This window comes from Kitasatospora sp. NPDC034035 (assembly GCF_055575755.1).
Window position 1 is genome coordinate 63,627 of sequence record NZ_JBVISA010000009.1, and the last position, 23,702, is coordinate 87,328.

Sequence of the window (23,702 nt, forward strand, 5' to 3'; positions counted from 1 at the left end):
ACGACCGTGCCGCACGACGGAGCTAGGAGACCTGCCCCGGTGACCACCGCCCCCGCATCCCGCCCGCACAGAACCCTGCTGCGCGCCGCCCTCGTCCCGGCCTCGCTCGCCGCCTCGCTGGTGCTCGTCCCGCTCCCGGTGGCCAACGCCGCCGGCGCCGCCACCCCCGCCCCGACCGAGGCCGGCCCGCTGCGGATCCACGACGTCCAGGGCACCACCCGGATATCCCCGCAGGCCGGCAAGCCCGTCACCGGCGTGCCCGGCATCGTCACCGGCGTGCGCGCGTACGGCAGTTCCAAGGGCTTCTGGATCCAGGACCCGAACCCGGACGCCGACCCGGCCACCAGCGAAGGCATCTTCGTCTTCACCGGCGGCAACCCGACCGTCAAGGTCGGCGACTCGGTGCTGGTCAGCGGCAAGGTCACCGAGTACTACCCGAGCTACTCCGGCGGCTCGCAGTCCGTCACCGAGATCTCCGCCCCGGGCATCACGGTTGTCTCCGCCGGCAACCCGCTGCCCGCCCCCGTGGTCGTGGACACCCGCAACATCCCCGGCACCTACTCCCCGGCGGCCGGCGCGGACGGGACCATCGACGCCGTGAAGCTCGACCCGGAGAAGTACGCCCTGGACTTCTACGAGTCCCTGGAGGGCATGCTCGTCCAGGTCAAGGACGTCCGGGTGGTCCAGGCGACCGACCAGTACAACGAGCTGTGGGTCGCCGCCGACCGCCAGGACCAGCGCAGCAAGCGCGGCGGCGTCCTGTACGAGTCCTACCGCGAGCCCAACGTCGGCCGCCTGATGGTGCAGCAGCAGGCGCCGGTCTCCCAGCAGCCCTTCCCGGTGGCCAACGTCGGCGACGAGCTGACCGGCGCCACCACCGGCCCGCTGGACTACAACAACTTCGGCGGCTACACGCTCGTCGCCGGCACCGTGGGAACGCTGAAGGACAACCACCTCCAGCGCGAGGTCACCGCCCAGGCGAGCGACCGCGAACTCACCCTCGCCACCTACAACGTGCAGAACCTGGCCCCGAACAACCCGGACGCCAAGTTCGCCCAGCTGGCCCAGGGCGTCGTCACCAACCTGCGCTCGCCCGACATCGTCGCCCTGGAGGAGATCCAGGACGACAACGGCTCCAAGAACGACGGCACGGTCGACGCGAGCCAGACCGTCGCCAAGTTCATCGCCGCGATCAAGGCGGCCGGCGGCCCGGCCTACGACTGGCGCTCGATCGACCCGCAGGACGGCAAGGACGGCGGCGAGCCCGGCGGCAACATCCGCCAGGTCTTCCTGTTCAACCCGCAGCGGGTCTCCTTCACCGACATCGCGGGCGGCAACGCCACCACCGCCGTCGGCGTCACCGGCACCGGCGCCGCCGCCGCGCTGACCGCCTCGCCCGGCCGGATCCAGCCCGGCGACGAGGCGTGGACCAACAGCCGCAAGCCGCTGGTCGGCCAGTTCGTCTTCCGCGGCCAGAAGGTCTTCGTGATCGCCAACCACTTCAACAGCAAGGGCGGCGACCAGGGCATCGACAGCCGGTTCCAGCAGCCGACCCGCAGCTCGGAGGTGCAGCGGGTCAAGCAGGCCACCGTCGAGCAGGCCTTCCTCTCCCAGCTGCTGGCCGCCGACAAGGAGGCCAAGGTCGTCTCCCTCGGCGACTTCAACGACTACCAGTTCTCGCCCGCCCTGGCGACGCTCACCAAGGGCGGCGTGCTGCGCGACCTGGTGAACGAGCTGCCGGAGACCGAGCAGTACTCCTACGTCTACCAGGGCAACTCCCAGGTGCTGGACCACATCCTGGTCAGCCCCGAGGTCGGCTACGCCAAGTACGACGTGGTCCACATCAACTCCGAGTTCGCCCAGCAGGCGAGCGACCACGACCCGCAGGTGGTCCGCATCAAGCCGTGACGCGGGCCGTGACACGGGCTGTGATGCGAGCCGCAGTGCCGGCTGTGATGCGAGCCGCAGTGCGGGCCGTCGTGCGCATCGCGGCGTGAGCTGCGGTTATCCTGCCTCCGCCACCGGTGATCACCGGTGGCGGAGGCAGCGTCGTTGTGACGGCCCGGGTGACGGGGGAGAACGTGCAGTACCGGATCGAGCGGATCGGCCGCGAGGACTGGCAGCGCCTGCGGGAGGTGCGCCTCGCCCAACTCCTCGACACGCCCATGGCGTTCGGCGAGACCCACGAGTACGCGAGCCACCAGGGCGAGGGCAACTGGCGGGCCCGGACGAACTGGGTCAACGAACCCGACAAGGTCGGCCTGGTCGCGGTCGACGCCGAGGGGGAGTGGGTCGGCACGATGCTGTCGGTCGTCACCAAGGAGCAGCCCGGCGCCGTCGACCTGATCGGCGTCTGGGTCGACCCGGCGCACCGCGGCCGCGAGCGCGGCGTCGCGGACGCCATGCTGGACGCGGCCCTCGCCTGGGCGCGCGGCCTGGGCGCCGACCGGATGCTCCTCGGGGTGCACGAGGCGAACCCCCGCGCCGCCGCCTTCTACCTGCGGCGCGGGTTCGCGTACACCGGGGGCGAGACGCCGTACGTGCTGGACGCCTCGGCGCGGATCCTGGAGATGGCCCTCCCGCTGGGCTGATGCCGCCCTGCGGCAGCCTCAGCCGACCTCCTGCGACAGCCCAGCCCCAGTCGCCGCCCTGCGACAGTCCCAGCTGCCGCCCTGCGACAGTCCCAGCCGACGTACTCGGCGTCTCAGCCGACGTACTCGGCCAGGGCCTCGCCGGTCGGCGTGGAGCGGGCGGCGACCAGGTCGGCCGGGGTGCCCTCGAAGACCACTCGACCGCCGTCGTGGCCGGCGCCCGGGCCGAGGTCGATGATCCAGTCGGCGTGCGCCATGACCGCCGGGTGGTGCTCGATCACGATGACCGACTTGCCGGACTCGACCAGCCGGTCCAGCAGCCCGAGCAGTTGCTCGACGTCGGCCAGGTGCAGGCCGGTGGTCGGCTCGTCCAGGACGTAGACGCCGCCCTTGTCCGCCATGTGAGTGGCCAGCTTGAGCCGCTGTCGCTCGCCGCCGGAGAGCGTGGTGAGCGGCTGGCCGAGGCTGAGGTAGCCGAGCCCGACGTCCGCCAGCCGCTCCAGGATCCGGTGCGCCGCCGGCAGCTTGGCCTCGCCCGAGCCGAAGAACTCCTCGGCCTCGGTCACCGACATCGCCAGCACCTCGGCGATGTCCCGGCCGCCCAGCCGGTACTCCAGCACGGCGGGCTGGTACCGCTTGCCCTCGCAGTCCTCGCAGGTGGTGGCCACCCCGGCCATCATCGCCAGGTCGGTGTAGACCACCCCGGCGCCGTTGCAGGTCGGGCAGGCACCCTCGGAGTTGGCGCTGAACAGGGCCGGCTTGACGTCGTTGGCCTTGGCGAAGGCCTTGCGGATCGGTTCGAGCAGCCCGGTGTAGGTGGCCGGGTTGCTGCGCCGCGAGCCCTTGATCGCGCCCTGGTCGACGGAGACCACGCCCTCGCCCGCAGCCCCCGACTGTCGACACAGTGAGCCGTGGATCAGCGAACTCTTGCCGGAACCGGCCACCCCGGTCACCACCGTGAGCACCCCCAGCGGCACGTCCACGTCCACGTCCCGCAGGTTGTGGGTGTTCGCTCCCCGGATCTCAACGTGCCCGGTGGGCTTGCGCACGCTCTCCCGCAGCGGGGCCCGGTCGGCCAGGTGGCGGCCGGTCACGGTGCCGCTGCTCCGCAGCCCGTCGACACCGCCCTCGTAGCAGACCGTGCCGCCCGCCGTACCGGCGCCGGGGCCGAGGTCGACCACGTGGTCGGCGATCGCGATGGTCTGCGGCTTGTGCTCAACCACCAGCACGGTGTTGCCCTTGTCGCGCAGGCGCAGGAGCAGCTTGTTCATCCGGTCGATGTCGTGCGGGTGCAGGCCGGTGGTCGGCTCGTCGAAGACGTACGTGGTGTCGGTGAGCGAGGAGCCGAGGTGGCGGATCATCTTGACCCGCTGCGCCTCGCCGCCGGACAGCGTGCCGGACGGGCGGTCCAGCGAGAGGTAGCCGAGGCCGATCTCCACGAAGGAGTCGAGGGTCTGCCGCAGGGTGGTGAGCAGTGGCGTCACCGAGGGCTCGTCGAGCCCGCGGACCCAGGCGGCGAGGTCGCTGATCTGCATCGCGCAGGCGTCGGCGATGCTGATCCCGGCGATCCTGGAGGAGCGGGCGGCCTCGCTGAGCCGGGTGCCCTCGCAGTCGGGGCAGGTGGTGAAGGTGACGGCGCGCTCCACGAAGGCGCGGATGTGCGGCTGCAGCGCGTCCTTGTCCTTGGAGAGCATCGACTTCTGGATCTTGGGGATCAGGCCCTCGTAGGTGAGGTTGACGCCGTTGACCTTGACCTTGGTCGGCTCCCGGTACAGGAAGTCCTGCAGTTCCTTCTTGGTGTACTTGCGGATCGGCTTGTCCGGGTCGAGGAAGCCCGAGTTGGCGTAGATGCCGACGGTCCACCAGCTGTCGGTCTTCCAGCCGGGGATGGTGATCGCGCCCTCGGAGATCGACTTGCTGTCGTCGTACAGCTGGGTGAGGTCGATGTCGGAGACGTTGCCCCGGCCCTCGCAGCGCGGGCACATGCCGCCGGTGATGCTGAAGCTGCGCCGCTCCTTGACGGTCTTGCCGCCGCGCTCGACGGTGACCGCGCCTGCCCCGCTGATCGAGGGGACGTTGAAGGAGAAGGCCTTGGGCGAGCCGATGTGCGGGGTGCCGAGGCGGCTGAAGAGGATGCGCAGCATCGCGTTGGCGTCGGTGGCGGTGCCGACGGTGGAGCGCGGGTCGGCGCCCATCCGCTGCTGGTCGACGATGATCGCGGTGGTCAGGCCCTCGAGGACGTCCACCTCGGGGCGGGCCAGGGTGGGCATGAAGCCCTGGACGAAGGCGCTGTAGGTCTCGTTGATCAGCCGCTGGGACTCGGCGGCGATGGTGTCGAAGACCAGCGAGCTCTTTCCCGAGCCGGACACGCCGGTGAACACCGTCAGCCGGCGCTTGGGGAGGTCGACACTGACGTCCTTGAGGTTGTTCTCGCGCGCGCCGTGGACGCGGATCAGGTCGTGGCTGTCGGCGGCGTGCGACGCGGGGTGCGCGTCCGTCCTCTTGGGCATCGTTCGGTCTCTCCCTGTCGATCGGGCGGGCCCGTCCCCGCGGTCACGGTCGGCGGTGCACCCCTCGATCCAACCAGAATCGAGGGGGTCCGGTCCGGCCGGTGCCGGGGGCGGGCCCGTCGGGGCTACGGCTGCCGGGCTTCGGCTGGTGTCGGGGTGCCGACCGGTTCAGCGCACCTCGTTGAAGCGGACCATGTTGCCCGCCGGGTCCCGGAAGGCGCAGTCGCGCAGGCCCCACGGCTGCTCGGTGGGCTCCTGCACCAGCTCGGCGCCGCCGGACTTCAGCCGGTCGAAGGTGGCGTCCAGGTCGGCGGTGGCCAGGACGAGCCGGGCGTAGGTGCCCTTGGCCATCATCTCGGTGATCGTCTTGCGCTCCTCCTCGGTGACGCCGGGGTCGGCGGCCGGGGGCTCCAGCACCACCGAGACGCCGGACTGGCCGGGCGCCCCGAAGGTGATCCAGCGCATCGCGCCGCCGCCGACGTCGTTGCGGACCTCGAAGCCGAGCAGGTCGCGGTAGAAGGCGAGGGAGGCCTCGGGGTCGGTGTGCGGAAGGAAGGACCAGTGAATGGTGATGTCGCTCATGACCGCAACGCTAGGCGCGGCCCCCGACCGGGTGCTTCTCGAAAACTGATCGGTCCCCGCGGGCGGCGAACCGGAGCCGGGTGATCGCGGCGGGTGGCCGTGATCTCAGGAAAACAAGCAGGCATGATTGCTTTTTTCTTCGGGCGGTGCCACGCTGCTGCCCGACGGCGCTCGTGCGGGAGTGCCGCCAACTCACCGTCAGGGGAGGCGCATTGATGCGCGAACGCGCGGTACTGCGGATCGGCAACGCCTCGGGGTTCTACGGGGACCGCTTCGCGGCGGTGCGGGAGATGCTCACCGGTGGGCCGCTGGACGTGCTCACCGGGGACTACCTGGCCGAGCTGACCATGCTCATCCTGGCGCGGGACCGGCTGAAGGACCCGTCGCGCGGGTACGCCCGGACCTTCCTGCGGCAGATGGAGGAGTGCCTCGGCCTGGCCCGCGAGCGCGACGTGAAGATCGTGGTGAACGCGGGCGGCCTCAACCCGGCCAGGCTCGCCGACGAACTGCGCGAGCTGGCCCGGCGGCTGGGAGTCGAGACGGCCGTCGCGCACGTCGAGGGCGACGACCTGCTGCCGCGCCGGGAGGAACTCGGCCTACCGACAGGCCTGTTGGCCGCCAACGCCTATCTCGGCGGCTTCGGCATCGCGGCCTGTCTGCGTGCGGGAGCGAACGTGGTGGTCACCGGCCGGGTGACGGACGCGGCGCTGGTCGCCGGCCCCGGGATCGCCCGGTTCGGCTGGACAACGGAGGACCTCGACGCCCTCGCCGGGGCGGTCGTCGCCGGGCACGTCCTGGAGTGCGGCGCCCAGGCGACCGGCGGCAACTACGCGTTCTTCCGCGAGCACGACGTGACCCGCCCCGGCTTCCCGATCGCCGAGCTGCACGCCGACGGCTCCAGCGTGATCACCAAGCACCCGGGCACCGGCGGCGCCGTCACCACCGGCACCGTCACCGCCCAACTCCTGTACGAGACCGGCGGATCACACTACCTCGGCCCGGACGTCACCGCCCGACTGGACACCGTCCGGCTCACCGAGGAGGGACCGGATCGGGTCCGGATCGACGGCGTACGGGGCGAGGCCCCGCCGGCCACGCTGAAGGTCGGCCTCAACTCGCTCGGCGGCCACCACAACGAGGTGGTGTTCGTCCTCACCGGCCTGGACATCGAGGCCAAAGCCGCCCTGGTGCAACGGCAGTTCGCCGCGGCCCTGCCGCCGGAGGCCCGCCCCGCCGAACTGCGCTGGACGCTCGCCCGCACCGACCACCCGGACGCCCCGACCGAGGAAGCCGCCTCCGCCCTCCTCCGGCTGACCGCCCGCGACCCCGACCCGGCCAGGGTCGGCCGCGAACTCGGCAAGGCAGCAGTGGAGTTGGGCCTGGCAGGCTACCCCGGTTTCCACCTCACCGCCCCACCCGGACCGGGCGCGCCGTACGGGGTGTTCACCGCCGCCTACGTCGACGCCAAGACCGTCGAGCACGCCGCCGTCCTGCCGGACGGCCGCCGGATCGCCGTCCCGCCCGCGCCGGTCACCGGCCAAGTCACCACCGCCGAACAGCGGTTGCCCGAACCGCTGACCGCCGGGCCGACCCGCCGGGCCCCGCTCGGCCTGGTGGCCGGCGCCCGCAGCGGCGACAAGGGCGGCGACGCCAACCTCGGCGTCTGGGCCCGCACCGAGGCCGGCTGGCGCTGGCTCGCGCACGCCCTCACGGTGGAAAGGCTGCGCGAACTCCTCCCTGAAGCAGAGCAGTCGGACGTCACCCGGCACCTGCTCCCGAACCTGCGCGCGGTCAACTTCACCATCACCGGCCTGCTCGGCGAGGGCGTCGCCGCCCGGCACCGCTTCGACCCGCAGGCCAAGGCCCTCGGCGAGTGGCTGCGCTCCCGCCACCTCGACATCCCGACGGCGCTCCTGGCCCCGGAACCGCTCCTGGCCTCGGAACCGTTCCTGGCCCCGGAACCGCCCCGGACCTCGGAACCGCGACCCGACAGCCCGACCGTACGTCTCGACAGCCCGGAGAGGCCGCTGTGACCGTCCTGCCCACCCGCGTCGACCCGGCCGGGCCCGAGTACGCCGAACACCGCGCCGCGATGCTCGCCAAGCTCACCGACCTGGACGCCGAGCACGCCAAGGCGCTGGCCGGCGGCGGCCCCAAGTACCTGGAGCGCCACCGCAAGCGCGGCAAGCTGCCGGCCCGTGAGCGGATCGAGCTGCTGATCGACCCGGACTCGCCGTTCCTGGAGCTGTCCCCGCTGGCCGCCTGGGGCAGCGACTACCAGGTCGGCGCCGCGCTGGTCACCGGCATCGGCGTGATCGAGGGCGTCGAGTGCGTGATCACCGCCAACGACCCCACCGTGCGCGGCGGCGCCAGCAACCCCTGGACGCTGCGCAAGGCCCTGCGCGCCAACGAGATCGCGCTGCACAACCGCCTCCCGCTGGTGAACCTGGTCGAGTCGGGCGGTGCCGACCTGCCCAGCCAGAAGGAGATCTTCATCCCCGGCGGCGCCCTCTTCCGCGACCTCACCCGGCTGTCCGCCGCCGGAATCCCCACCGTGGCCGTGGTGTTCGGCAACTCGACGGCCGGCGGCGCGTACGTCCCCGGCATGTCCGACCACACGGTGCTGGTCAAGGAGCGCGCCAAGGTGTTCCTCGGCGGCCCGCCGCTGGTCAAGATGGCCACCGGCGAGGAGGCCGACGACGAGTCGCTCGGCGGCGCCGCGATGCACGCCCGCACCTCCGGCCTCGCCGACCACTTCGCGGTGGACGAGGCGGACGCGCTGCGGCTGGCCCGCCGGATCGTCGCCCGGCTCGACCACCGCAAGCCCGGCCCGGGCCCCGACCCGCTGGCCGAGCCGCCGAGGTACGACGAGGAGGAGCTGCTGGGCATCGTCCCCGGCGACCTCAAGGTGCCCTTCGACCCGCGCGAGGTGATCGCCCGGCTGGTCGACGGCTCCGACTTCGACGAGTTCAAGCCGCTCTACGGCGCCAGCCTGGCCACCGGCTGGGCCCGCCTGCACGGCTACCCGGTCGGCATCCTGGCCAACGCGCAGGGCGTGCTGTTCAGCGCGGAGTCCCAGAAGGCCGCCCAGTTCATCCAGTTGGCGAACCAGCGGAGCACCCCGCTGCTGTTCCTGCACAACACCACCGGCTACATGGTCGGCAAGGACTACGAGCAGGGCGGCATCATCAAGCACGGCGCGATGATGATCAACGCCGTCGCCAACTCCACGGTGCCCCACCTGTCCGTCCTGATGGGCGCCTCCTACGGCGCCGGCCACTACGGCATGTGCGGCCGGGCCTACGAGCCGCGCTTCCTGTTCTCCTGGCCGAGCGCCAAGTCCGCGGTGATGGGCCCGCAGCAGCTCGCCGGGGTGCTCTCGATCGTCGCCCGGCAGTCGGCCGCGGCGAAGGGCCAGCCCTACGACGAGGACGCGGACGCGGCGATCCGGGCGATGGTCGAGCAGCAGATCGAGGCCGAGTCGCTGCCGGTGTTCCTGTCCGGCCGCCTCTACGACGACGGCGTGATCGACCCGCGCGACACCCGTACGGTGCTCGGCCTGTGCCTGTCCGCGATCCACAACGCGCCGGTCGAGGGCGCGCGTGGCTACGGCGTCTTCCGAATGTGAGCCAGTCCTGTGACGGAGCCACGAATGACTTCCAAGACATCGATCGGCAATCTGCTGGTCGCCAACCGGGGCGAGATCGCCCGCCGGGTCTTCCGCACCTGCCGTGAGCTCGGCATCGCGACCACCGCCGTCCACTCCGACCCGGACGCCGACGCCCCGCACGTGCGCGAGGCCGACGCGGCCGTCCGGCTGCCGGGTGCCGCGCCCGCCGACACCTACCTGCGGGCCGAGCTGATCGTCCGCGCCGCGCTCACGGCCGGGGCCGACGCCGTCCACCCCGGGTACGGATTCCTGTCCGAGAACGCCGAGTTCGCACAGGCCGTGCTGGACGCGGGCCTGGTCTGGGTGGGCCCGCCGCCGGCCGCGATCGCCGCGATGGGCTCCAAGACGGCCGCCAAGCGGCTGATGGCCGAGGCCGGGGTGCCCGTCCTGGGCGCGCTCGCCGAGCCGACCGAGGCCGACCTGCCGGTCCTGGTCAAAGCGGCGGCGGGCGGCGGCGGCCGGGGCATGCGGGTCGTCCGGAGCCTCGCGGACCTGCCCGGCGAACTGGCGGCCGCCCGTGCCGAGGCGGCCAAGGCCTTCGGCTCGGACGAGGTGTTCTGCGAGCGCTACCTGCCCGCCGGGCGGCACGTCGAGGTCCAGCTGCTGGCCGACGCGCACGGCACGGTCCGGGCGGTCGGCGACCGCGACTGCTCGCTGCAGCGGCGGCACCAGAAGGTGATCGAGGAGGCCCCCGCCCCCGGCCTGCCGGCGCAGGTCCGCGCCGAGCTGCACGCGGCCGCGGTGAGCGCCGCCCGGGCGATCGGCTACGTCGGCGCCGGCACCGCCGAGTTCCTGCTCGCCGAGGACGGCCGGTTCTGGTTCCTGGAGATGAACACCCGGCTCCAGGTGGAGCACCCGGTCACCGAGGCGGTCACCGGACTGGACCTGGTGGCGCTCCAACTCGCCGTCGCCGAAGGGGAGAAGCTTCCGCCGGAGCCACCGGCGACGCACGGCCACGCGATCGAGGCCAGGCTGTACGCGGAGGACCCGGCCAAGGACTGGCAGCCCGCCACCGGCACCCTGCACCGCCTCGAACTCACCGTCCCGCACCAGCAGTTCACCGGCCGGGGGATCCACCCGGACTCCGGCGTGCGGCTGGACTCCGGAGTCGAGGCCGGCAGCGAGATCACCCCGCACTATGACGCGATGCTCGCCAAGGTGATCGCCTGGGGGCCGACCCGCGCGGCCGCCGCCCGCCGACTGGCCGACGCGCTGGCCCGGGCCCGGATCCACGGGCCCGCCACCAACCGGGAGTTGCTGGTCCGCGCGCTGCGGCATCCGGCGTTCCTGGGTGAGTGCCTGCACACCGGATTCCTGGCCGAGCACGGCGCCGAGCTCACCGCGCCGGACACCAAGGGCGCCGAACGCGCCGCCTTGGCCGCCGCCCTCGCCGACGCCGCCGCCCGGCGGGTGGCGGCGTTCCCGTCCGGCTGGCGCAACCTGCCCTCCCAGCCGCCGCTCAAGCGCTACCGGGCGGACGACGGAGCCGAGTTCGAGGTCCGCTACCGCCTCACCCGCACCGGTCTGCGGGCCGAGGACCACCCGGACGTCGAGCTGGTCGAGGCCACCCCCGACCGGGTCGTGCTGCGCGAGGGCGGGCTGCGGCGCACCTACCGCGTGGCCCGCCACGGCGACCGGGTGTACGTCGACACCCCCGCCGGCGGCAGCGTGCTCACCGCCCTCCCGCGTTTCCCCGACCCCACCGTCCGCACCGACCCCGGTGCCCTGCTCGCCCCGATGCCCGGCACGGTCGTGCGCACCACCGCCGCCGTCGGGGACACCGTCACCGCCGGACAGCCGCTGCTCGTGCTGGAGGCGATGAAGATGGAGCACCGCGTCACCGCCCCCGCCGACGGCGTCCTCGTCGAACTCCGCGCCACCCCGGGCCGGCAGGTCGAACTCGGCACCCTGCTGGCCGTCGTCAAGTCCCCCCAAGAGGTTGAGCCCCCAAGAGGCTGAGCCCCCAGAGGCCTGAGGAAGGAACCACCGCATGTCCGCCATCGGCAGTCAGCTCCTCGAAACCCCCGAACGCCGGGCCCTGCGCCAGGCCGTCGGCGACCTCGGCCGTCGCTACGGCTCCGCCTACTACCTCGCCAAGGCCCGGGCCGGCGAGCCCGCCGACGAACTGTGGGCGGAGGCCGGCAAGGCCGGCTACCTCGGTGTCAACCTGCCCGCCGAGTACGGCGGCGGAGGCGGCGGCATCACCGACCTCGCCATCGTCCTCGAGGAACTGGGCACCGCCGGCTGCCCGTTGCTGCTGCTCATCGTCTCACCGGCGATCTGCGGCACCGTGATCGCCCGCTACGGCACCGAGGAGCAGAAGCAGCGCTGGCTGCCCGGCCTCGCCGACGGCAGCCGCAAGATGGCCTTCGGCATCACCGAGCCGGACGCCGGCTCCAACGCGCACCGGATCTCCACCGTCGCCCGCCGCGACGGCGAGGACTGGCTGCTCACCGGCCGCAAGGTGTTCGTCTCCGGCATCGACCACTCCGACGCCGTCCTGTTCGTGGCCCGCACCGAGGACGCTCGCACCGGCAAGCTGAAGCCCTGCCTGTTCGTCGTCCCGCGCGAGACCCCGGGTTTCGAGTACCGGGCGATCCCGATGGAACTCGTCGCCCCCGAGAAGCAGTTCCAGGTCTTCCTGGACGACGTCCGGCTGCCCGCCGACGCCCTGGTCGGTGACGAGAACGCGGGCCTGCTCCAGCTGTTCGCCGGCCTCAACCCCGAGCGCGTCCTCACCGCCGCGTTCTCCCTCGGCCTGGCCCGCCAGGCGCTCGGCAAGGCCGTCGAGTACGCGAAGACCCGCACCGTCTGGTCCACCCCGATCGGCGCCCACCAGGGCCTGGCCCACCCGCTGGCGCAGTGCGCGGTGGAGATCGAGCTGGCCCGGTTGATGACCCAGAAGGCCGGGCTGCTCTACGACGCGGGCGAGGACCTCGCGGCCGGTGAGGCCGCCAACATGGCCAAGTATGCCGCCGGCGAGGCCGCCGCCCGCACCGTCGACCAGGCGGTGCAGACCCTCGGCGGCAACGGCCTCACCCAGGAGTACGGGCTGGGCGCGCTGCTGGCCGCCACCCGGGTCGGCCGGGTCGCCCCGGTCAGCCGCGAGATGGTGCTCAACTACGTCGCCCAGCACACCCTCGGCCTGCCGAAGTCGTACTGAGCCGGGCCGTCGTGACCGCTGCTCACCGCGAGGAGGACAGGTGGGCGAACACCACCGTGTTGGACTCGTACCCGGTCTTCCGGTCGAACTTCCCGCCGCAGGTGATCAGCCGCAGCTCCGCGCGGTCGGCGCTGTCGGCGCCGTACACCAGGGCGTCCGGGAAGTCCTTCTTCGGGAACACCTGGACGGAGTCGATGGTGAACACGGCAGTGTGCCGGTCCTTGCGGGTCACCTCGACGGTGTCGCCCGGGCGCAGCAGTCCGAGCCGGTAGAAGACGGCCGGCCCGCTGTGGTTGTCCGCGTGTCCGACGACGATCGCGTTCCCGGCGGCCCCGGGCGCGGCGCCGTCCCGGTACCAGCCGGTCAGGTTGCGCTGCTCCATCGGCGGGGTGGCGAGCTGCCGGGCGGCGGTCAGCCCGACGCCGGTGACCGGGGCGTCGACCTTGATCGCGGGGATCCGGATCCTGGTCGGAACCGAGGCCGGCAGCGGCGGCGCGGGCACGGGGGCCGGAACCGGGGCCGGCGTCGGGGCGGCGGCCGGCGAGGCGGGTGCCGAGGCGGCGGGTGCCGAGGACGCGGGCGGCAGTGGTGGCCCGTTCCGGCCGGTGGTGCCGTTGTGGACCAGCCAGACGCCGCACGCCGCGAGCGCCAGCGCGGCGACCCCCGCCCGCCAGGGCAGGGGGCCGCCGCGCGGCGCGCGGGTGGGGCGGTCAGGACTCGGCATTGCGCCCGGGGCGGCGGCGCATCGCGCGGATGGTGAGTCCGCCGGCGCCGACTACCAGTGCGACGCCGCCGACCACCTCGGCGGTGTTCGCCCCGGAGGTGCCGCCACCGCCGGTGCCCACCCCGCCGTGCGGGCCGGGCTTGGGCGAGTGGCTCGGTGACGAGGACGGCGAGGAGGAGGTCGAGGGAGACGGCGACGAGGTGGCGCAGGAAACCTCGAAGACCTTCTGCTTCGCGTTCCCGTTATCGCCGACGAACGTCCATTCGAGCTTGTAGTGCCCGTCGGGCAGGCTGTACGTCTGCGTCGAGCCGGTGCCGGTGGCCAGCACGATCGACCCGGCCGGCACCTGCGCGGTGCCGGTCGGCGGCTGCTGCGAGATCGTCCAGTTGACCAGCGTGACGGTGTCGAAGTTGAAGGCGTCCAGGTAGAACTGGCAGACCTTCGGGTCGTCGTTCTGGCTGGCCACCGGCGTGGTGCTGTCGTGGATCTTGACGTCACCGTTGTCGCCCGGCGCGGCCAGCGCGGCCGGCGCCGCGCCGAGGGTGAGCGCGAGGGCGGCGCCGGCGGCGGCGAGCAGCCGGCGGGCCGGGGGCAGGGGAGGGGAGGTGGTGCTCACGGTGGGGTGCTCCAGGGTCCGAGGCCGCCCTGGGCTGGGCGGCCGTGGTGCAACACCGTCCGCGCGGGCGCCCCCCGGGAGCAACTGTGCCACGCGAGCTCCGCCCCCGGTTCCCCACAATGGCCCAGCCTCCCCCCTGACTGTCCGTATGCTCCTGAACACGCCCTCGCAGGTTTTGTTGCCGCGTCAACTTCCTTACTGGAGGCTTACCTTGGTGTTCCGCAGCGATTTCCCGGACGTCCCCGTGGTCGACCTGCCGATCCATGACGCGGTCCTCGGCGCCGCGGCCCGGTACGGCGACCGGCCGGCTCTGATCGACGGCCTCACCGGGGAGCGGGTCAGCTACGCGCAGCTCGCCGCCGCCGTCGAACGGGTCGCCGCCGGGCTGGCCGAGTCGGGCGTGCGCCGGGGCGACGTGGTCGCCCTCTTCAGCCCCAACTCGATCACCTACCCGATGGCCTACTACGGCGCCACCCGGGCCGGCGCCACCGTGACCACGGTCTCCTCGCTGGCCACGCCCGCCGAACTCGCCGGCCAGCTGCGCGACAGCGGCGCCCGCCGGCTGGTCACCGTCTCCCCGTTCCTGCCGACCGCCCGTACGGCCGCCGAACTGCTCGCCGAGCAGGGCCACCCGCTGACCGAGATCGTCGTGCTGGACGGCGCCGACGGCCACCGCTCGCTCGCCGACCTGCTGGCCGCGCCCGGCCCCGCCCCCGAGGTCGCGATCGACCCCGGCGAGGACGTCGCCGTGCTGCCCTACTCCAGCGGCACCACCGGCCTGCCCAAGGGCGTCATGCTCACCCACCGCTCGATCGCCACCAACCTCGCCCAGTGCGACGCCCTCTACCGCCCCGCCGAGGGCGAGCGGGTGCTCGCCGTCCTGCCGTTCTTCCACATCTACGGCCTCGCGGCGCTGCTCAACCAGCCGCTGCGCTGCGGCGCCACCGTGGTCGTGCTGCCCCGCTTCGACCTGGAGCAGTTCTGCCGCGCCGTCGAGGAGCACCGGGTACAGGCCCTGGTGGTGGCCCCGCCGATCGCCCTCGCCCTGGCCAAGCACCCGGCCGTGGAGCGCTTCGACCTCTCCTCCGTCGAGTACCTGCTGTGCGCCGCCGCCCCGCTGGACCGCGAGCTCGCCGACGCCTGCGCCCGGCGCCTCGGCCTGCCGCACCTGCTCCAGGGCTACGGCATGACCGAGCTCTCCCCGGTCACCCACGTGGTCTCCCCACGGGAGGGCGACCCCTCGCTGGGCTCGGTCGGCCGGATGGTCCCCTCCACGGAACTGCGGATCACCGCCCTGGACGGCTCCGACGGCGACCTCGGCGCCGGCGAGCGCGGCGAGCTGCTGATCCGCGGCCCCCAGGTGATGAAGGGCTACCTCGGCCGCCCCGCCGAGACCGCCGCCGTCATCGACGCCGACGGCTGGCTGCACACCGGCGACGTCGGCTATGTGGACGAACGCGGCTACCTGCACATCGTCGACCGGGTCAAGGAACTGATCAAGTACAAGGGCTACCAGGTCGCCCCCGCCGAGCTGGAGGCCGTTCTGCTCGGCCACCCGCAGATCGCCGACGCCGCCGTGATCGGCGTCCCGGACGCCGAGGGCACCGAGTGCCCCAAGGCCTTCGTGGTCCGCGTCCCGGGCAGCGGCCTGACCGCCGAGGAGGTCACCGGGTACGTCGCCGGGCAGGTCGCTCCGTACAAGAAGGTCCGCGCGGTGGAGTTCGTCGACGCCGTCCCCAAGTCCCCGGCCGGCAAGATCCTCCGCCGCGAACTGCGCGCCCGCGAGGCCGAGCGCGCCGCCGTCAGCTGAGTGCGTCGCCGTCGGCTGAGTGCGCCGCCGCCCCGGGCCCGCCGCCCACCGGGCCCGCCGCCGACCCGGGCGGGCCGGGCCCCGGCGGGCGAAGACCGGCGCCCGTCTGTGAGGATCGACCCGCCGCGCCCCCACCGGAACAGGAGCCGCCCGCCGCCATGACCAGCCACGCCGCCGCCCGCACCCCCCAGCAGGACCGCAGCCGCGCGACCCGGGCCCGGCTGCTCGCGGCGGCCGTGGACTGCCTGGCCGAACGCGGCTGGAACGGCTCCACCGTCACCGTCGTCGCCGAGCGTGCCGGCGTCTCCCGGGGCGCCGCCCAGCACCACTTCCCGACCCGCGAGGACCTCTTCACCGCGGCCGTCGAGCACGTCACCGCCGAGCGGCTGGCAGCCGTCCGCGCCCACGCGGACGAGCTGCCGGCCGCCGGCCCCGACCGCACCCGCGCCGTGGTCGACATGATCGTCCGCCTCTACACCGGCCCGCTGTTCCGCGCCGCCCTGCACCTGTGGACCGCCGCCGCCACCGAGGAGGCGCTGCGCGAGCGGATCATCACCCTGGAGGGACACGTCGGCCGGGAGGCCCACCGGGCCGCCGTGGAGTTCCTGGACGCCGACGAGACCCGCCCCGGCGTGCGCGAATCGGTGCAGGCCACCTTGGACCTCGCCCGCGGGCTGGGCCTGGCCAACCTGCTCACCGACGACAGCCTTCGACGATCCGGAGTGATCCGGCAGTGGGCGGGCATTCTGGAGAGTACGCTGCGCCCGGTAGGCCCATGACGCCCGTACACCCGGAGCGGCCGGAGAACCTCTGACCAAGGGGTCGCCGGGCGGCCGATGTCCGTGCAGTCTGGAGAAGAATCCCGGCCGGCACGGACCGCGAGGCCCACCCGGCCGGGCACGAGCCGAACCGGGGTGCTGCCTGATCATGCACGGACACGAGTGGGGCGCGACCGACGCCGCCGACCCGGCACCGGGTGGCACTCAGCCACGTCCCGAGGGCGCACGTCCCAAGGGCGCACGTCCCAAGGGCGCACACCTCGAAGGCGCGCGCCCCGAGGGCCATCGGCTCGTCCCGCTCGCGACGGCCCTGCTCCAGGACGACGGCCTGATCCTGCACTGGAGCGAGGACGCCGAAGCCCTGCTCGGCTACACCACCGAGGAAGCCGTCGGCAGCTACGCCGCCCAGCTGCTCACCGACGGCGGCAACCGCGCCGAGGTACTGGCCCTCTTCGAACGGATCATGGGCGGCGTCGGCTGGTCCGGCGTCTTCCCGGTCCGCCACCGCGACGGCCACACCGTCGACCTGGAGTTCCGCACCTACCCCGTCGCCGGACCGGCCGGCACCCTGCTGCTCCTCGCCACCGCCTCCGACAGCCGTGCCCTGCACGCCGTCGAGGCCGACCTGGCGGTACTGGACGGCATCTTCGGCCGCTCCCCGATAGGCATGGCCGTCTACGACACCGACCTGCGCTACGTCCGGCTCAACGAGGCGCTCGCCCGGATGAACGGCGTGCCGGTCGCCGCCCACCTCGGCCGCCGGATATCCGCGGTGCTCCCCGGCATCAACGGCGCCGAGATCGAGCAGACCATGCGGCAGGTGCTGAAGACCGGCAAGCCCGTGGTGGACGCCCGCTCGCACGGCCGCGTCCCCGGCGACCCCAAGCGGGACCGCGCCTGGTCCGCCTCCTACTTCCGCCTCGAGGACCCCACCGGCCGGGTCTTCGGCGTCTGCTCCTCGATCATCGACGTCACCGAACGCTTCCAGGCCGAGGCCCGCGCCGCCCGGGCCCAGGAACGGCTCGCCACCATCGCCGAGGCCACCGCCCGGATCGGCACCACCCTCGACCTCCAGCGCACCGCCGAGGAACTGATCGAGGCCGTCGTCCCCCGGTTCGCCGACTTCGCCACCGTCGACCTGCTGGAGCCGGTCCTGCGCGGCGCCGAGCCCACCCCGATCCCCGCCGACCGGACCGCCACCCTGCGCGCCGTCGCCGTCGGGGAGTCCTACGAGACCGGGCTCGCGAGCGCCGTCGACGTCGTCGGCGAGACCTCCGAGTACGCCCCCGACCGCAGCTACACCCAGTGCCTGCGCAGCGGAAAGCCGCTGCTGCGGGCCCACGTGGACGAGGAGGTGCTGCGCGGACTGGTCTCCAGCGAGGACCGGGTGGCCCCCGGGATGGCGGCGGGCATCCACTCGTACCTGATGGTGCCGATCACCGCCCGGGGCATGGTGCTCGGCGGCTCCGAGTTCATCCGGATGCGCAACCCCGAGCCGTTCACCGCCGCCGACGTCGCCCTCGCCGAGGAACTGGTCGCCCGCACCGCGCTGGCACTCGACAACGCCCGGCTCTACCGCCGCGAGCGGGAGACCGCCCTCACCCTGCAGCGCAGCCTGCTGCCGCAGGAGGTGCACCGCACCCTCGGCCTGGAGATCGCCTACCGCTACCTGCCCAGCAGCGTGGTCAGCGAGGTCGGCGGCGACTGGTTCGACGTGGTGCCGCTGTCCTGCGGACGGGTCGCCCTGGTGGTCGGCGACGTGATGGGCCACGGCATCCGGGCCGCCGCCACGATGGGCCAGCTGCGCACCGTCGCCCGGACCCTCGCCACCCTCGACATGCCGCCCGAGCAGGTCCTCACCCGGCTGGACGAGACCGCCTCAGGAATCGGCGAGGGCCAGTTCGCCACCTGCATCTGCGCGGTCTACGACCCGCTGGAGCGCACCGTCCAGGTCGCCTCGGCCGGGCACCTGCCGCCGGTCCGGGTCGCCCCCGACGGCACCGCCGAGATGGTCGAGGTGCCGCCCGGCGTGCCGCTGGGCGTCGGCGGGGTGGCCTTCGAGTCGATCGAGTTCACCATCCCCGAGGGCGGCATGGTCGCGCTCTACACCGACGGCCTGGTCGAACGGCGCGGCCAGGACCTGGACACCGGGATCGACCTGCTCGCCCGCACGCTCTCCGGGCCCGGCCGGACCCTGGAGGAGAACTGCGACGCCGTCCTCAGCGCCCTGGTCACCGACGGCACCGAGGACGACATCGCGATGATCATGGCGCGGGTGCTGCCGCTGCCCGCCGACCGGATCGCCACCCTCCCGCTCAGCGGCGGCGGCCGACTGCCCGGCCGGGCCCGCCGCTTCACCCGTGCCACCCTGGAGACCTGGGGCCTGACCGCGCTCACCGACTACGCCGAACTCCTGGTCAGCGAGCTGGTGACGAACGCCCTGCTGCACGCCGACGCCCCGCGCCGGCTGCGGCTGTTCCGCGACCGGGTGCTCACCGTCGAGGTTGCCGACGCCGGCGGCCAGACCCCGCAGCTGCGCCCCTTCGCCGAGCAGGACGAGGGCGGGCGCGGGATGTTCCTGGTCAGCGAGCTGGCCCAGCGCTGGGGCAGCCGGCTCACCCGGGACGGCAAGGTCGTCTGGGCCGAGCTGGAGCTGCCCTTCGGGGCGAAGTAGCGGCGCCCGACCACGCAGGAACGGCCGTTCCCGTGAGGAGAACGGCCGTTTCCGCAGGGGAGCGACGGCGGAGCGACAGGGAAGCCATCGGAGAAGGCCCGTTCCCCGTACCCCCGTCGGGACGGCGAGGAGGTACGGGGGAGCGGGTCACGCGTGGACCTTCTCCGAGGTCTCGGCGGGCGCGTCGACCGGCGCCCCGACCGGTGCCTCGGCGGGTGCCCCGACCGGCGCCTCGGCGGGTGCCCCGTCGGTCGCTGCCGCAGCGCCGGCCGGCTCGGAGAGCCCGCGCAGCAGGCGCCAGGCCATCACGGCCGCGCCGACCAGCAGCGCGGCGGCCAGCAGTCCGGCGCTGTTCATGCCGCCGACGAAGACCTGCTTCGCGCTCGCCAGCAGCGGCTGCGCCACCTCCGGCGGCAGCCCCTGCGCCGACTCGACCGCCGAGCCCAGCGACTCGCCGGCCCGGGCGGCGACCGCCGGGTCCGTCCCGGCCGGGACGGCCAGCCCGCTCGCGTAGATCGAGCCGACCACCGAGCCGACCAGTGCGATGCCGAGCGCGGTGCCCAGCTCGTACGCCGTCTCCGAGACCGCCGAGGCGGCCCCGGCCTTGTCGGCGCGCGCGGCGCTCAGCACCAGGTCGGCGCCGAGCGTGTAGACCACGCCCTCGGCCGTTCCGACCAGCAGGAAGGACACGGCCAGCAGCAGGTAGGTGGTGTCCTGCTCCAGCCAGCCGAGCACGCCGACGCCCAGACCCATCGCCAGCAGACAGGCCGTCAGCGCCTTCCGGGCGCCGAAACGCCGGGCCACCCGGACGGTCAGCAGACCGCCGACCACCGAGCCCGCGAAGGCCGGCAGCTCGGCCAGGCCCGCCTGGAGCGGGTGGTAGCCGCGGACCAGCTGCAGGTACTGCGAGACCACGAAGATCACACCGGAGAGCCCGACCAGGGAGATCAGCGAGGCCGAGACGGCCGCCGTGAACCGCCGGTCGCGGAACAGCCGGACGTCGAGCAGCGGGGTCTCCAGCCGCAGCTGGCGACGGACGAAGACGGTCAGCGCCGCGGCACCCACAACGAACGAGACCGGCACGTCCCAGCGGACCACGCCGTGCGCGGCCGCCTCCTTGACCGCGTACACCACGCCGATCACCCCGGCCATCGACAGGACGACGCTCAGCACGTCCCAGCGGCCCGGCTTCGGGTCCTTGGACTCCGGCAGCAGCCAGACGCCGAAGCCCAGCAACAGGAGCAGCACCGGGATGTTCAGCAGGAACACCGAACCCCACCAGAAGTGCTCCAGCAGCACCCCGCCGACCACCGGCCCGAGCGCGGCACCGGCCGTGGCGGCCGCGCCCCAGATGCCGATCGCGGTGGCCCGCTCCCGGTCGTCCGGGAAGAGGCTGCGGATCAGCGACAGGGTGGACGGCATGATGGTCGCCCCGGCGACACCCAGCAGCCCGCGGGCCAGGATCAGCCAGCCCGGGCTCGGCGCGTAGGCGGCCAGCAGCGAGGCCGCACCGAAGGCGGAGGCACCGGCCAGCAGCAGCCGCTTGCGGCCGATCCGGTCGCTCAGCGCGCCCATGCTGACCAGCAGACCGGCCAGGACGAAGGAGTAGGAGTCGCCGATCCAGAGCAGCTGGGTGCCGCTGGGGCGCAGCGTCTCGCTGATCGACGGGATGGCGAGGGAGAGGACGGTCGCGTCCAGCGCGACCACGGTGACGGCCAGGACGAGGACGGCGAGGCCGGTCCAGCGCTGGCGGGCGGTCGGGGTACTCATGGTTTATCGGTGTCCGGTCTGCAGTCAGAGGTGCTGCGGTCCGAGGTGCTGTGGGTGGTGGACTCGTGGGCGGCGGCGTCCGGTCTGCGCAGCGCCCCGCCCAGGAAGAGCTCGGTGAGCGAGAAGGCGGCGTCGCGCGGGGCGAGCCGGCCGTCCTGGATCGACCAGCCGACGCCGGCGACCAGGTCGAAGAAGGCCTCGCTCAGCCAGGCGGCGCTCAGCTCGATGCGGAACACGCCCTGCTGCTGGCCGCGCAGGAAGAGCGCGTGCAGCCGGGCGATCTGGAGCTCCCAGAGGTCGTTGATCTCGTCGTTCTCGTAGAGCTGGTTCTCGCCGGTCAGGAAGGCGCAGAGCATGGCGTCCGGGACCGAGGCGTCCACCAGGCGGCGCAGTGCGGCCTCGGCGTCGCCCTCCTCGACCCCGGCGGTGTCCAGTGCGCCGGCGAACCGGCGCAGGCCGAGCAGGCCGACCTCGCGGATCAGCGCCTCGCGCCCCGGGAAGAGCCGGTGCAGCGTGGCGCGGCTGATGCCGGCGGCCCGTGCGATCTCGTCCAGGTGGGCGGTCGGGCGGCGCGAGAGCACGCCGACGGCGGCTTCGAGGACGGTGTCGCGGTCGGTGGCCATGAGGGGAGTCTAGTTCACATGAGACACGGATGTCTCAGAATTGAAGTTCCAGTCTCAAATGATCCACGGGCTGAAGCGTGTCCGGACAGCAAAAACCGGAGACGGCGGGTGCCGTCCCCGGTCAGGGGTGCCGCTGCGCCATGGGCGCCGCGGCTCAGCTCTGGTTGTAGAAGCCGGTCTCGTCGAGCGGGCGGTCGATCACCATGACCTCGACCTCGGCCGGGGTCAGCAGGAAGACCCGGCGGGCGATCCGCTCGATGCCGCCCTGGGTGCCGAAGATCAGCCCGGAGGCGAAGTCGACCATGCGCTTCGCTTCGGCCTCCTCCATCTCGGTGAGGTCCATGACCACCGGGATGCTCGCCCGGATGTGCTCACCGACCGTGCGGGCCGCTTCGAAGCCCGTCGGCCGCAGGGAGACGATCTTCGCGGGCGCGGCGACGGCCGGTACCGTCTCCTGATCCACCCACTCGTCGTCGTACACCGCGGCCGGGTAGTTCCCCGAGGGCATCAGCCACCCGTTGTGGTGCTCGTCGCGAAGTGCTCCCATGCCGCGCCTCCCTGCCTCGTCCCGTCTGGTCCCCCGGGGGCGCGTGTCGCTTTTTGACACGTCATCCACTCGTCGGAACTGTCCGAGTATCGCACTGTTCACCGGTCCCGTGCCCGCTCGCGACCCCCGTACGAGTCGTGCCGCGCCGGAAACCCGGGCGGACCCGGGCAAAGAGAGCAGACGCGGCGTAGCGCCGTACGGTTGCGCGCGTAGACCATATCGGTAGCGGTCGCCGCGTAATTGACCTTCTGTCAACAATGCGGAAACGATTTCGCGCGGCCGGTCACTCGCCGGTCGCGCCGTCCACCGATTCGCGCAGAAGATCGGCGTGGCCGTTGTGTCGCGCGTACTCCTCGACCATGTGGGCGAGGATCCAGCGGAGCGTCACTTCCTCGCCGCGGCGCGGCCGCTTGCCGACCGTGTCGAGCGGCAGGCCGGCGGCCGCCCGGCGGGCGGCCTCGATCTCGGCGCGCCAGGTGGCGAAGTCGGCCGCGACGTCGGCGGTGTCGACGTTGTCGAAGTCGCCGTCCGGGTCGGCCTTGGTCCAGTAGTGGCCGGTGGCGACCTCCTCGCCGCGCAGGATCCCCTGGAACCAGTACCGCTCGACCTCGGCCATGTGCCGGACCAGGCCGAGCAGCGAGAGGCCGGACGGCGGGACGGAGCGCAGGCGCAGCTGGTCGTCGCTCAGCCCCTCGCACTTGAGCGCGAGGGTGCTGCGGTGGTAGTCGAGGAAGGCGGTGAGGGTGGCGGCCTCGTCGGCGGCCATCGGCGGGTCCACCCGCGGGTTCATTCCGGTCATGCGGGCCATCCTGGCGCCGGCGGCCGCAGGGGCGCGAACGATTTGTTCGGCCGGACGTCGGGTCGGGTGGTCTACCGGGAGGTCGGCCGGGGAGGTCTTCCGGGCCGACTGGCGGGCCGACATCCGGGCCGACCGCTCAGGCGGCCGCCGCCCGGCGCCGTGCCCTCGCCGCCCGCCAGAGCCCCGCCACGCTGCCCAGCCCCAGCAGCGCGATCAGGCCCGCCGACAGCAGGAACGCCGCCGACCCGGGCTTGCCCGAGCTGGCCGCCGCCGTCACGTACACCGCCGTGGTCGGCACCGCGCCGATCGCGGTCGCGAGGACGAACGGCAGGGCGCGGGTCCCGGAGAAGGCGGCGCCGTAGTTGACCGCCTGGAACGGCATGCCGGGCAGCAGCCGCAGCACCAGCACGCTGCGGAACCCCTGCTCGGTGAACCGCCGGTCCAGGGCGCCGAGTACCTTCCCGCGCAGGTACGGGCGCAGCGCGTCCCGGCCGAGGCTCCGGCCGAGCCCGAAGGCCAGGGCGGCGCCCAGCGTGGTGCCGAGCACCGCCAGCGCGACGCCCTGTTGGATGCCGAGGAGCAGCCCGGCCGCCGCGTTGAGCGCCGGCCGGGGCACGAAGGCGAGCGTCCCCACGGCGTACACCAGGGCGAACAGCGGCCCGAACCAGTACCCGGGCATCCGGTCCGCCAGCCCCCCGGACAGCAGCTCCGTCGGGTTCCACAGCAGGAGCGACCCGGCCGCCGCGCCGAGCAGCACGATCAGCAGCGCCAACCGCCACCGGGACGAACGCGGCGCGGCGGGGGGTGCGGGAATGACATCGGGCTCGGACACCGGCCGAGCCTA

General features: G+C 73.3%; 18 protein-coding genes. 9 read left to right on the forward strand and 9 right to left on the reverse strand.

What is annotated here, in order from left to right; genetic code table 11:
- Positions 1-39 precede the first annotated feature (39 nt).
- Together ACZ52J_RS14995 and ACZ52J_RS15000 are read left to right on the forward strand one after the other, a co-directional pair.
- The gene (locus tag ACZ52J_RS14995) at positions 40-1,908 is read left to right on the forward strand and encodes an endonuclease/exonuclease/phosphatase family protein (RefSeq protein ID WP_465618863.1); all 1,869 of its coding nucleotides are present in this window, start codon (positions 40-42) and stop codon (positions 1,906-1,908) included.
- Positions 1,909-2,066: 158 nt separating this feature from the next.
- Positions 2,067-2,591, forward strand: coding sequence for a GNAT family N-acetyltransferase (locus tag ACZ52J_RS15000; RefSeq protein WP_465618865.1), 525 nt, complete (start codon positions 2,067-2,069; stop codon positions 2,589-2,591).
- Between the two features lie 113 nt (positions 2,592-2,704).
- Here the strand turns inward: ACZ52J_RS15000 and ACZ52J_RS15005 are convergent, their stop codons facing one another.
- On the reverse strand, positions 2,705-5,101 hold the full coding sequence (locus ACZ52J_RS15005) for an ATP-binding cassette domain-containing protein (RefSeq protein ID WP_465618867.1): 2,397 nt from the start codon (positions 5,099-5,101) through the stop codon (positions 2,705-2,707).
- Positions 5,102-5,269: 168 nt separating this feature from the next.
- Positions 5,270-5,683, reverse strand: a complete 414-nt coding sequence (locus tag ACZ52J_RS15010; protein WP_465618869.1) for a VOC family protein — start codon at positions 5,681-5,683, stop codon at positions 5,270-5,272.
- A 215-nt stretch (positions 5,684-5,898) separates the two neighbouring features.
- Between ACZ52J_RS15010 and ACZ52J_RS15015 the strand changes: the two genes are divergently transcribed.
- The 4 genes from ACZ52J_RS15015 to ACZ52J_RS15030 are packed head-to-tail and all read left to right on the forward strand — an operon-like array spanning position 5,899 to position 12,516.
- On the forward strand, positions 5,899-7,716 hold the full coding sequence (locus ACZ52J_RS15015; RefSeq protein WP_465618871.1) for an acyclic terpene utilization AtuA family protein: 1,818 nt from the start codon (positions 5,899-5,901) through the stop codon (positions 7,714-7,716).
- The gene (locus tag ACZ52J_RS15020) at positions 7,713-9,311 is read left to right on the forward strand and encodes an acyl-CoA carboxylase subunit beta (RefSeq protein ID WP_360502945.1); all 1,599 of its coding nucleotides are present in this window, start codon (positions 7,713-7,715) and stop codon (positions 9,309-9,311) included. The genes ACZ52J_RS15015 and ACZ52J_RS15020 overlap by 4 nt, the downstream gene beginning before the upstream one ends.
- Before the next feature lie 24 nt (positions 9,312-9,335).
- A complete protein-coding gene (locus ACZ52J_RS15025) occupies positions 9,336-11,312 on the forward strand; it encodes an acetyl/propionyl/methylcrotonyl-CoA carboxylase subunit alpha (RefSeq protein ID WP_465618873.1) in 1,977 nt (658 codons plus the stop codon).
- Positions 11,313-11,343: 31 nt separating this feature from the next.
- Complete coding sequence (locus tag ACZ52J_RS15030) at positions 11,344-12,516, forward strand: acyl-CoA dehydrogenase family protein (protein ID WP_360502951.1); 1,173 nt, start codon at positions 11,344-11,346, stop codon at positions 12,514-12,516.
- 22 nt (positions 12,517-12,538) lie between these two features.
- Here the strand turns inward: ACZ52J_RS15030 and ACZ52J_RS15035 are convergent, their stop codons facing one another.
- The gene (locus ACZ52J_RS15035; protein ID WP_465618875.1) at positions 12,539-13,240 is read right to left on the reverse strand and encodes a class F sortase; all 702 of its coding nucleotides are present in this window, start codon (positions 13,238-13,240) and stop codon (positions 12,539-12,541) included.
- Entirely contained in the window at positions 13,227-13,856 is a 630-nt protein-coding gene (locus tag ACZ52J_RS15040; RefSeq protein WP_465618877.1) for a hypothetical protein, read from the reverse strand. Before ACZ52J_RS15040 ends, ACZ52J_RS15035 begins: the two co-directional genes overlap by 14 nt.
- Positions 13,857-14,067: 211 nt before the next feature.
- On the opposite strand from ACZ52J_RS15040, the gene ACZ52J_RS15045 reads away from it, so the two are divergent.
- The 3 genes from ACZ52J_RS15045 (at position 14,068) to ACZ52J_RS15055 (ending at position 19,119) form a co-directional block, all read left to right on the forward strand.
- Positions 14,068-15,666: a 4-coumarate--CoA ligase family protein gene (locus tag ACZ52J_RS15045; protein WP_465618879.1), complete on the forward strand. Its 1,599-nt coding sequence runs from the start codon at positions 14,068-14,070 to the stop codon at positions 15,664-15,666.
- Between the two features lie 158 nt (positions 15,667-15,824).
- On the forward strand, positions 15,825-16,445 hold the full coding sequence (locus ACZ52J_RS15050; protein ID WP_360502962.1) for a TetR/AcrR family transcriptional regulator: 621 nt from the start codon (positions 15,825-15,827) through the stop codon (positions 16,443-16,445).
- 148 nt (positions 16,446-16,593) lie between these two features.
- The gene (locus ACZ52J_RS15055; protein WP_465618881.1) at positions 16,594-19,119 is read left to right on the forward strand and encodes a SpoIIE family protein phosphatase; all 2,526 of its coding nucleotides are present in this window, start codon (positions 16,594-16,596) and stop codon (positions 19,117-19,119) included.
- 147 nt (positions 19,120-19,266) lie between these two features.
- Here ACZ52J_RS15055 and ACZ52J_RS15060 read toward each other — a convergent pair whose 3' ends face one another.
- The 5 genes from ACZ52J_RS15060 to ACZ52J_RS15080 all read right to left on the reverse strand — a co-directional run bounded on the left by ACZ52J_RS15060 (position 19,267) and on the right by ACZ52J_RS15080 (position 23,690).
- Positions 19,267-20,889, reverse strand: a complete 1,623-nt coding sequence (locus ACZ52J_RS15060; RefSeq protein ID WP_465618883.1) for an MFS transporter — start codon at positions 20,887-20,889, stop codon at positions 19,267-19,269.
- Positions 20,886-21,512 (reverse strand): TetR/AcrR family transcriptional regulator, encoded by a 627-nt coding sequence (locus ACZ52J_RS15065; RefSeq protein ID WP_465618885.1) that lies wholly within the window; start codon positions 21,510-21,512, stop codon positions 20,886-20,888. Before ACZ52J_RS15065 ends, ACZ52J_RS15060 begins: the two co-directional genes overlap by 4 nt.
- 154 nt (positions 21,513-21,666) lie before the next feature.
- On the reverse strand, positions 21,667-22,059 hold the full coding sequence (locus ACZ52J_RS15070; protein ID WP_360502971.1) for a cell division protein SepF: 393 nt from the start codon (positions 22,057-22,059) through the stop codon (positions 21,667-21,669).
- A 283-nt stretch (positions 22,060-22,342) separates the two neighbouring features.
- On the reverse strand, positions 22,343-22,858 hold the full coding sequence (locus ACZ52J_RS15075; protein ID WP_396287958.1) for a DinB family protein: 516 nt from the start codon (positions 22,856-22,858) through the stop codon (positions 22,343-22,345).
- Between the two features lie 136 nt (positions 22,859-22,994).
- Positions 22,995-23,690: a TVP38/TMEM64 family protein gene (locus tag ACZ52J_RS15080; protein WP_465618888.1), complete on the reverse strand. Its 696-nt coding sequence runs from the start codon at positions 23,688-23,690 to the stop codon at positions 22,995-22,997.
- Between the last annotated feature and the right edge of the window lie 12 nt (positions 23,691-23,702).

Bases quoted from the DNA above. Each gene is read 5' to 3' on its own strand.
- ACZ52J_RS15030 (WP_360502951.1), top strand. From the start codon at position 11,344: ATGTCCGCCATCGGCAGTCAGCTCCTCGAAACCCCCGAACGCCGGGCC.
- ACZ52J_RS15075 (WP_396287958.1), bottom strand. From the start codon at position 22,858: ATGACCGGAATGAACCCGCGGGTGGACCCGCCGATGGCCGCCGACGAG.
- ACZ52J_RS15070 (WP_360502971.1), bottom strand. From the start codon at position 22,059: ATGGGAGCACTTCGCGACGAGCACCACAACGGGTGGCTGATGCCCTCG.
- ACZ52J_RS15015 (WP_465618871.1), top strand. From the start codon at position 5,899: ATGCGCGAACGCGCGGTACTGCGGATCGGCAACGCCTCGGGGTTCTAC.
- ACZ52J_RS15065 (WP_465618885.1), bottom strand. From the start codon at position 21,512: ATGGCCACCGACCGCGACACCGTCCTCGAAGCCGCCGTCGGCGTGCTC.
- ACZ52J_RS15025 (WP_465618873.1), top strand. From the start codon at position 9,336: ATGACTTCCAAGACATCGATCGGCAATCTGCTGGTCGCCAACCGGGGC.
- ACZ52J_RS15035 (WP_465618875.1), bottom strand. From the start codon at position 13,240: ATGCCGAGTCCTGACCGCCCCACCCGCGCGCCGCGCGGCGGCCCCCTG.
- ACZ52J_RS15055 (WP_465618881.1), top strand. From the start codon at position 16,594: ATGCACGGACACGAGTGGGGCGCGACCGACGCCGCCGACCCGGCACCG.
- ACZ52J_RS15010 (WP_465618869.1), bottom strand. From the start codon at position 5,683: ATGAGCGACATCACCATTCACTGGTCCTTCCTTCCGCACACCGACCCC.
- ACZ52J_RS15005 (WP_465618867.1), bottom strand. From the start codon at position 5,101: ATGCCCAAGAGGACGGACGCGCACCCCGCGTCGCACGCCGCCGACAGC.
- ACZ52J_RS15060 (WP_465618883.1), bottom strand. From the start codon at position 20,889: ATGAGTACCCCGACCGCCCGCCAGCGCTGGACCGGCCTCGCCGTCCTC.
- ACZ52J_RS15050 (WP_360502962.1), top strand. From the start codon at position 15,825: ATGACCAGCCACGCCGCCGCCCGCACCCCCCAGCAGGACCGCAGCCGC.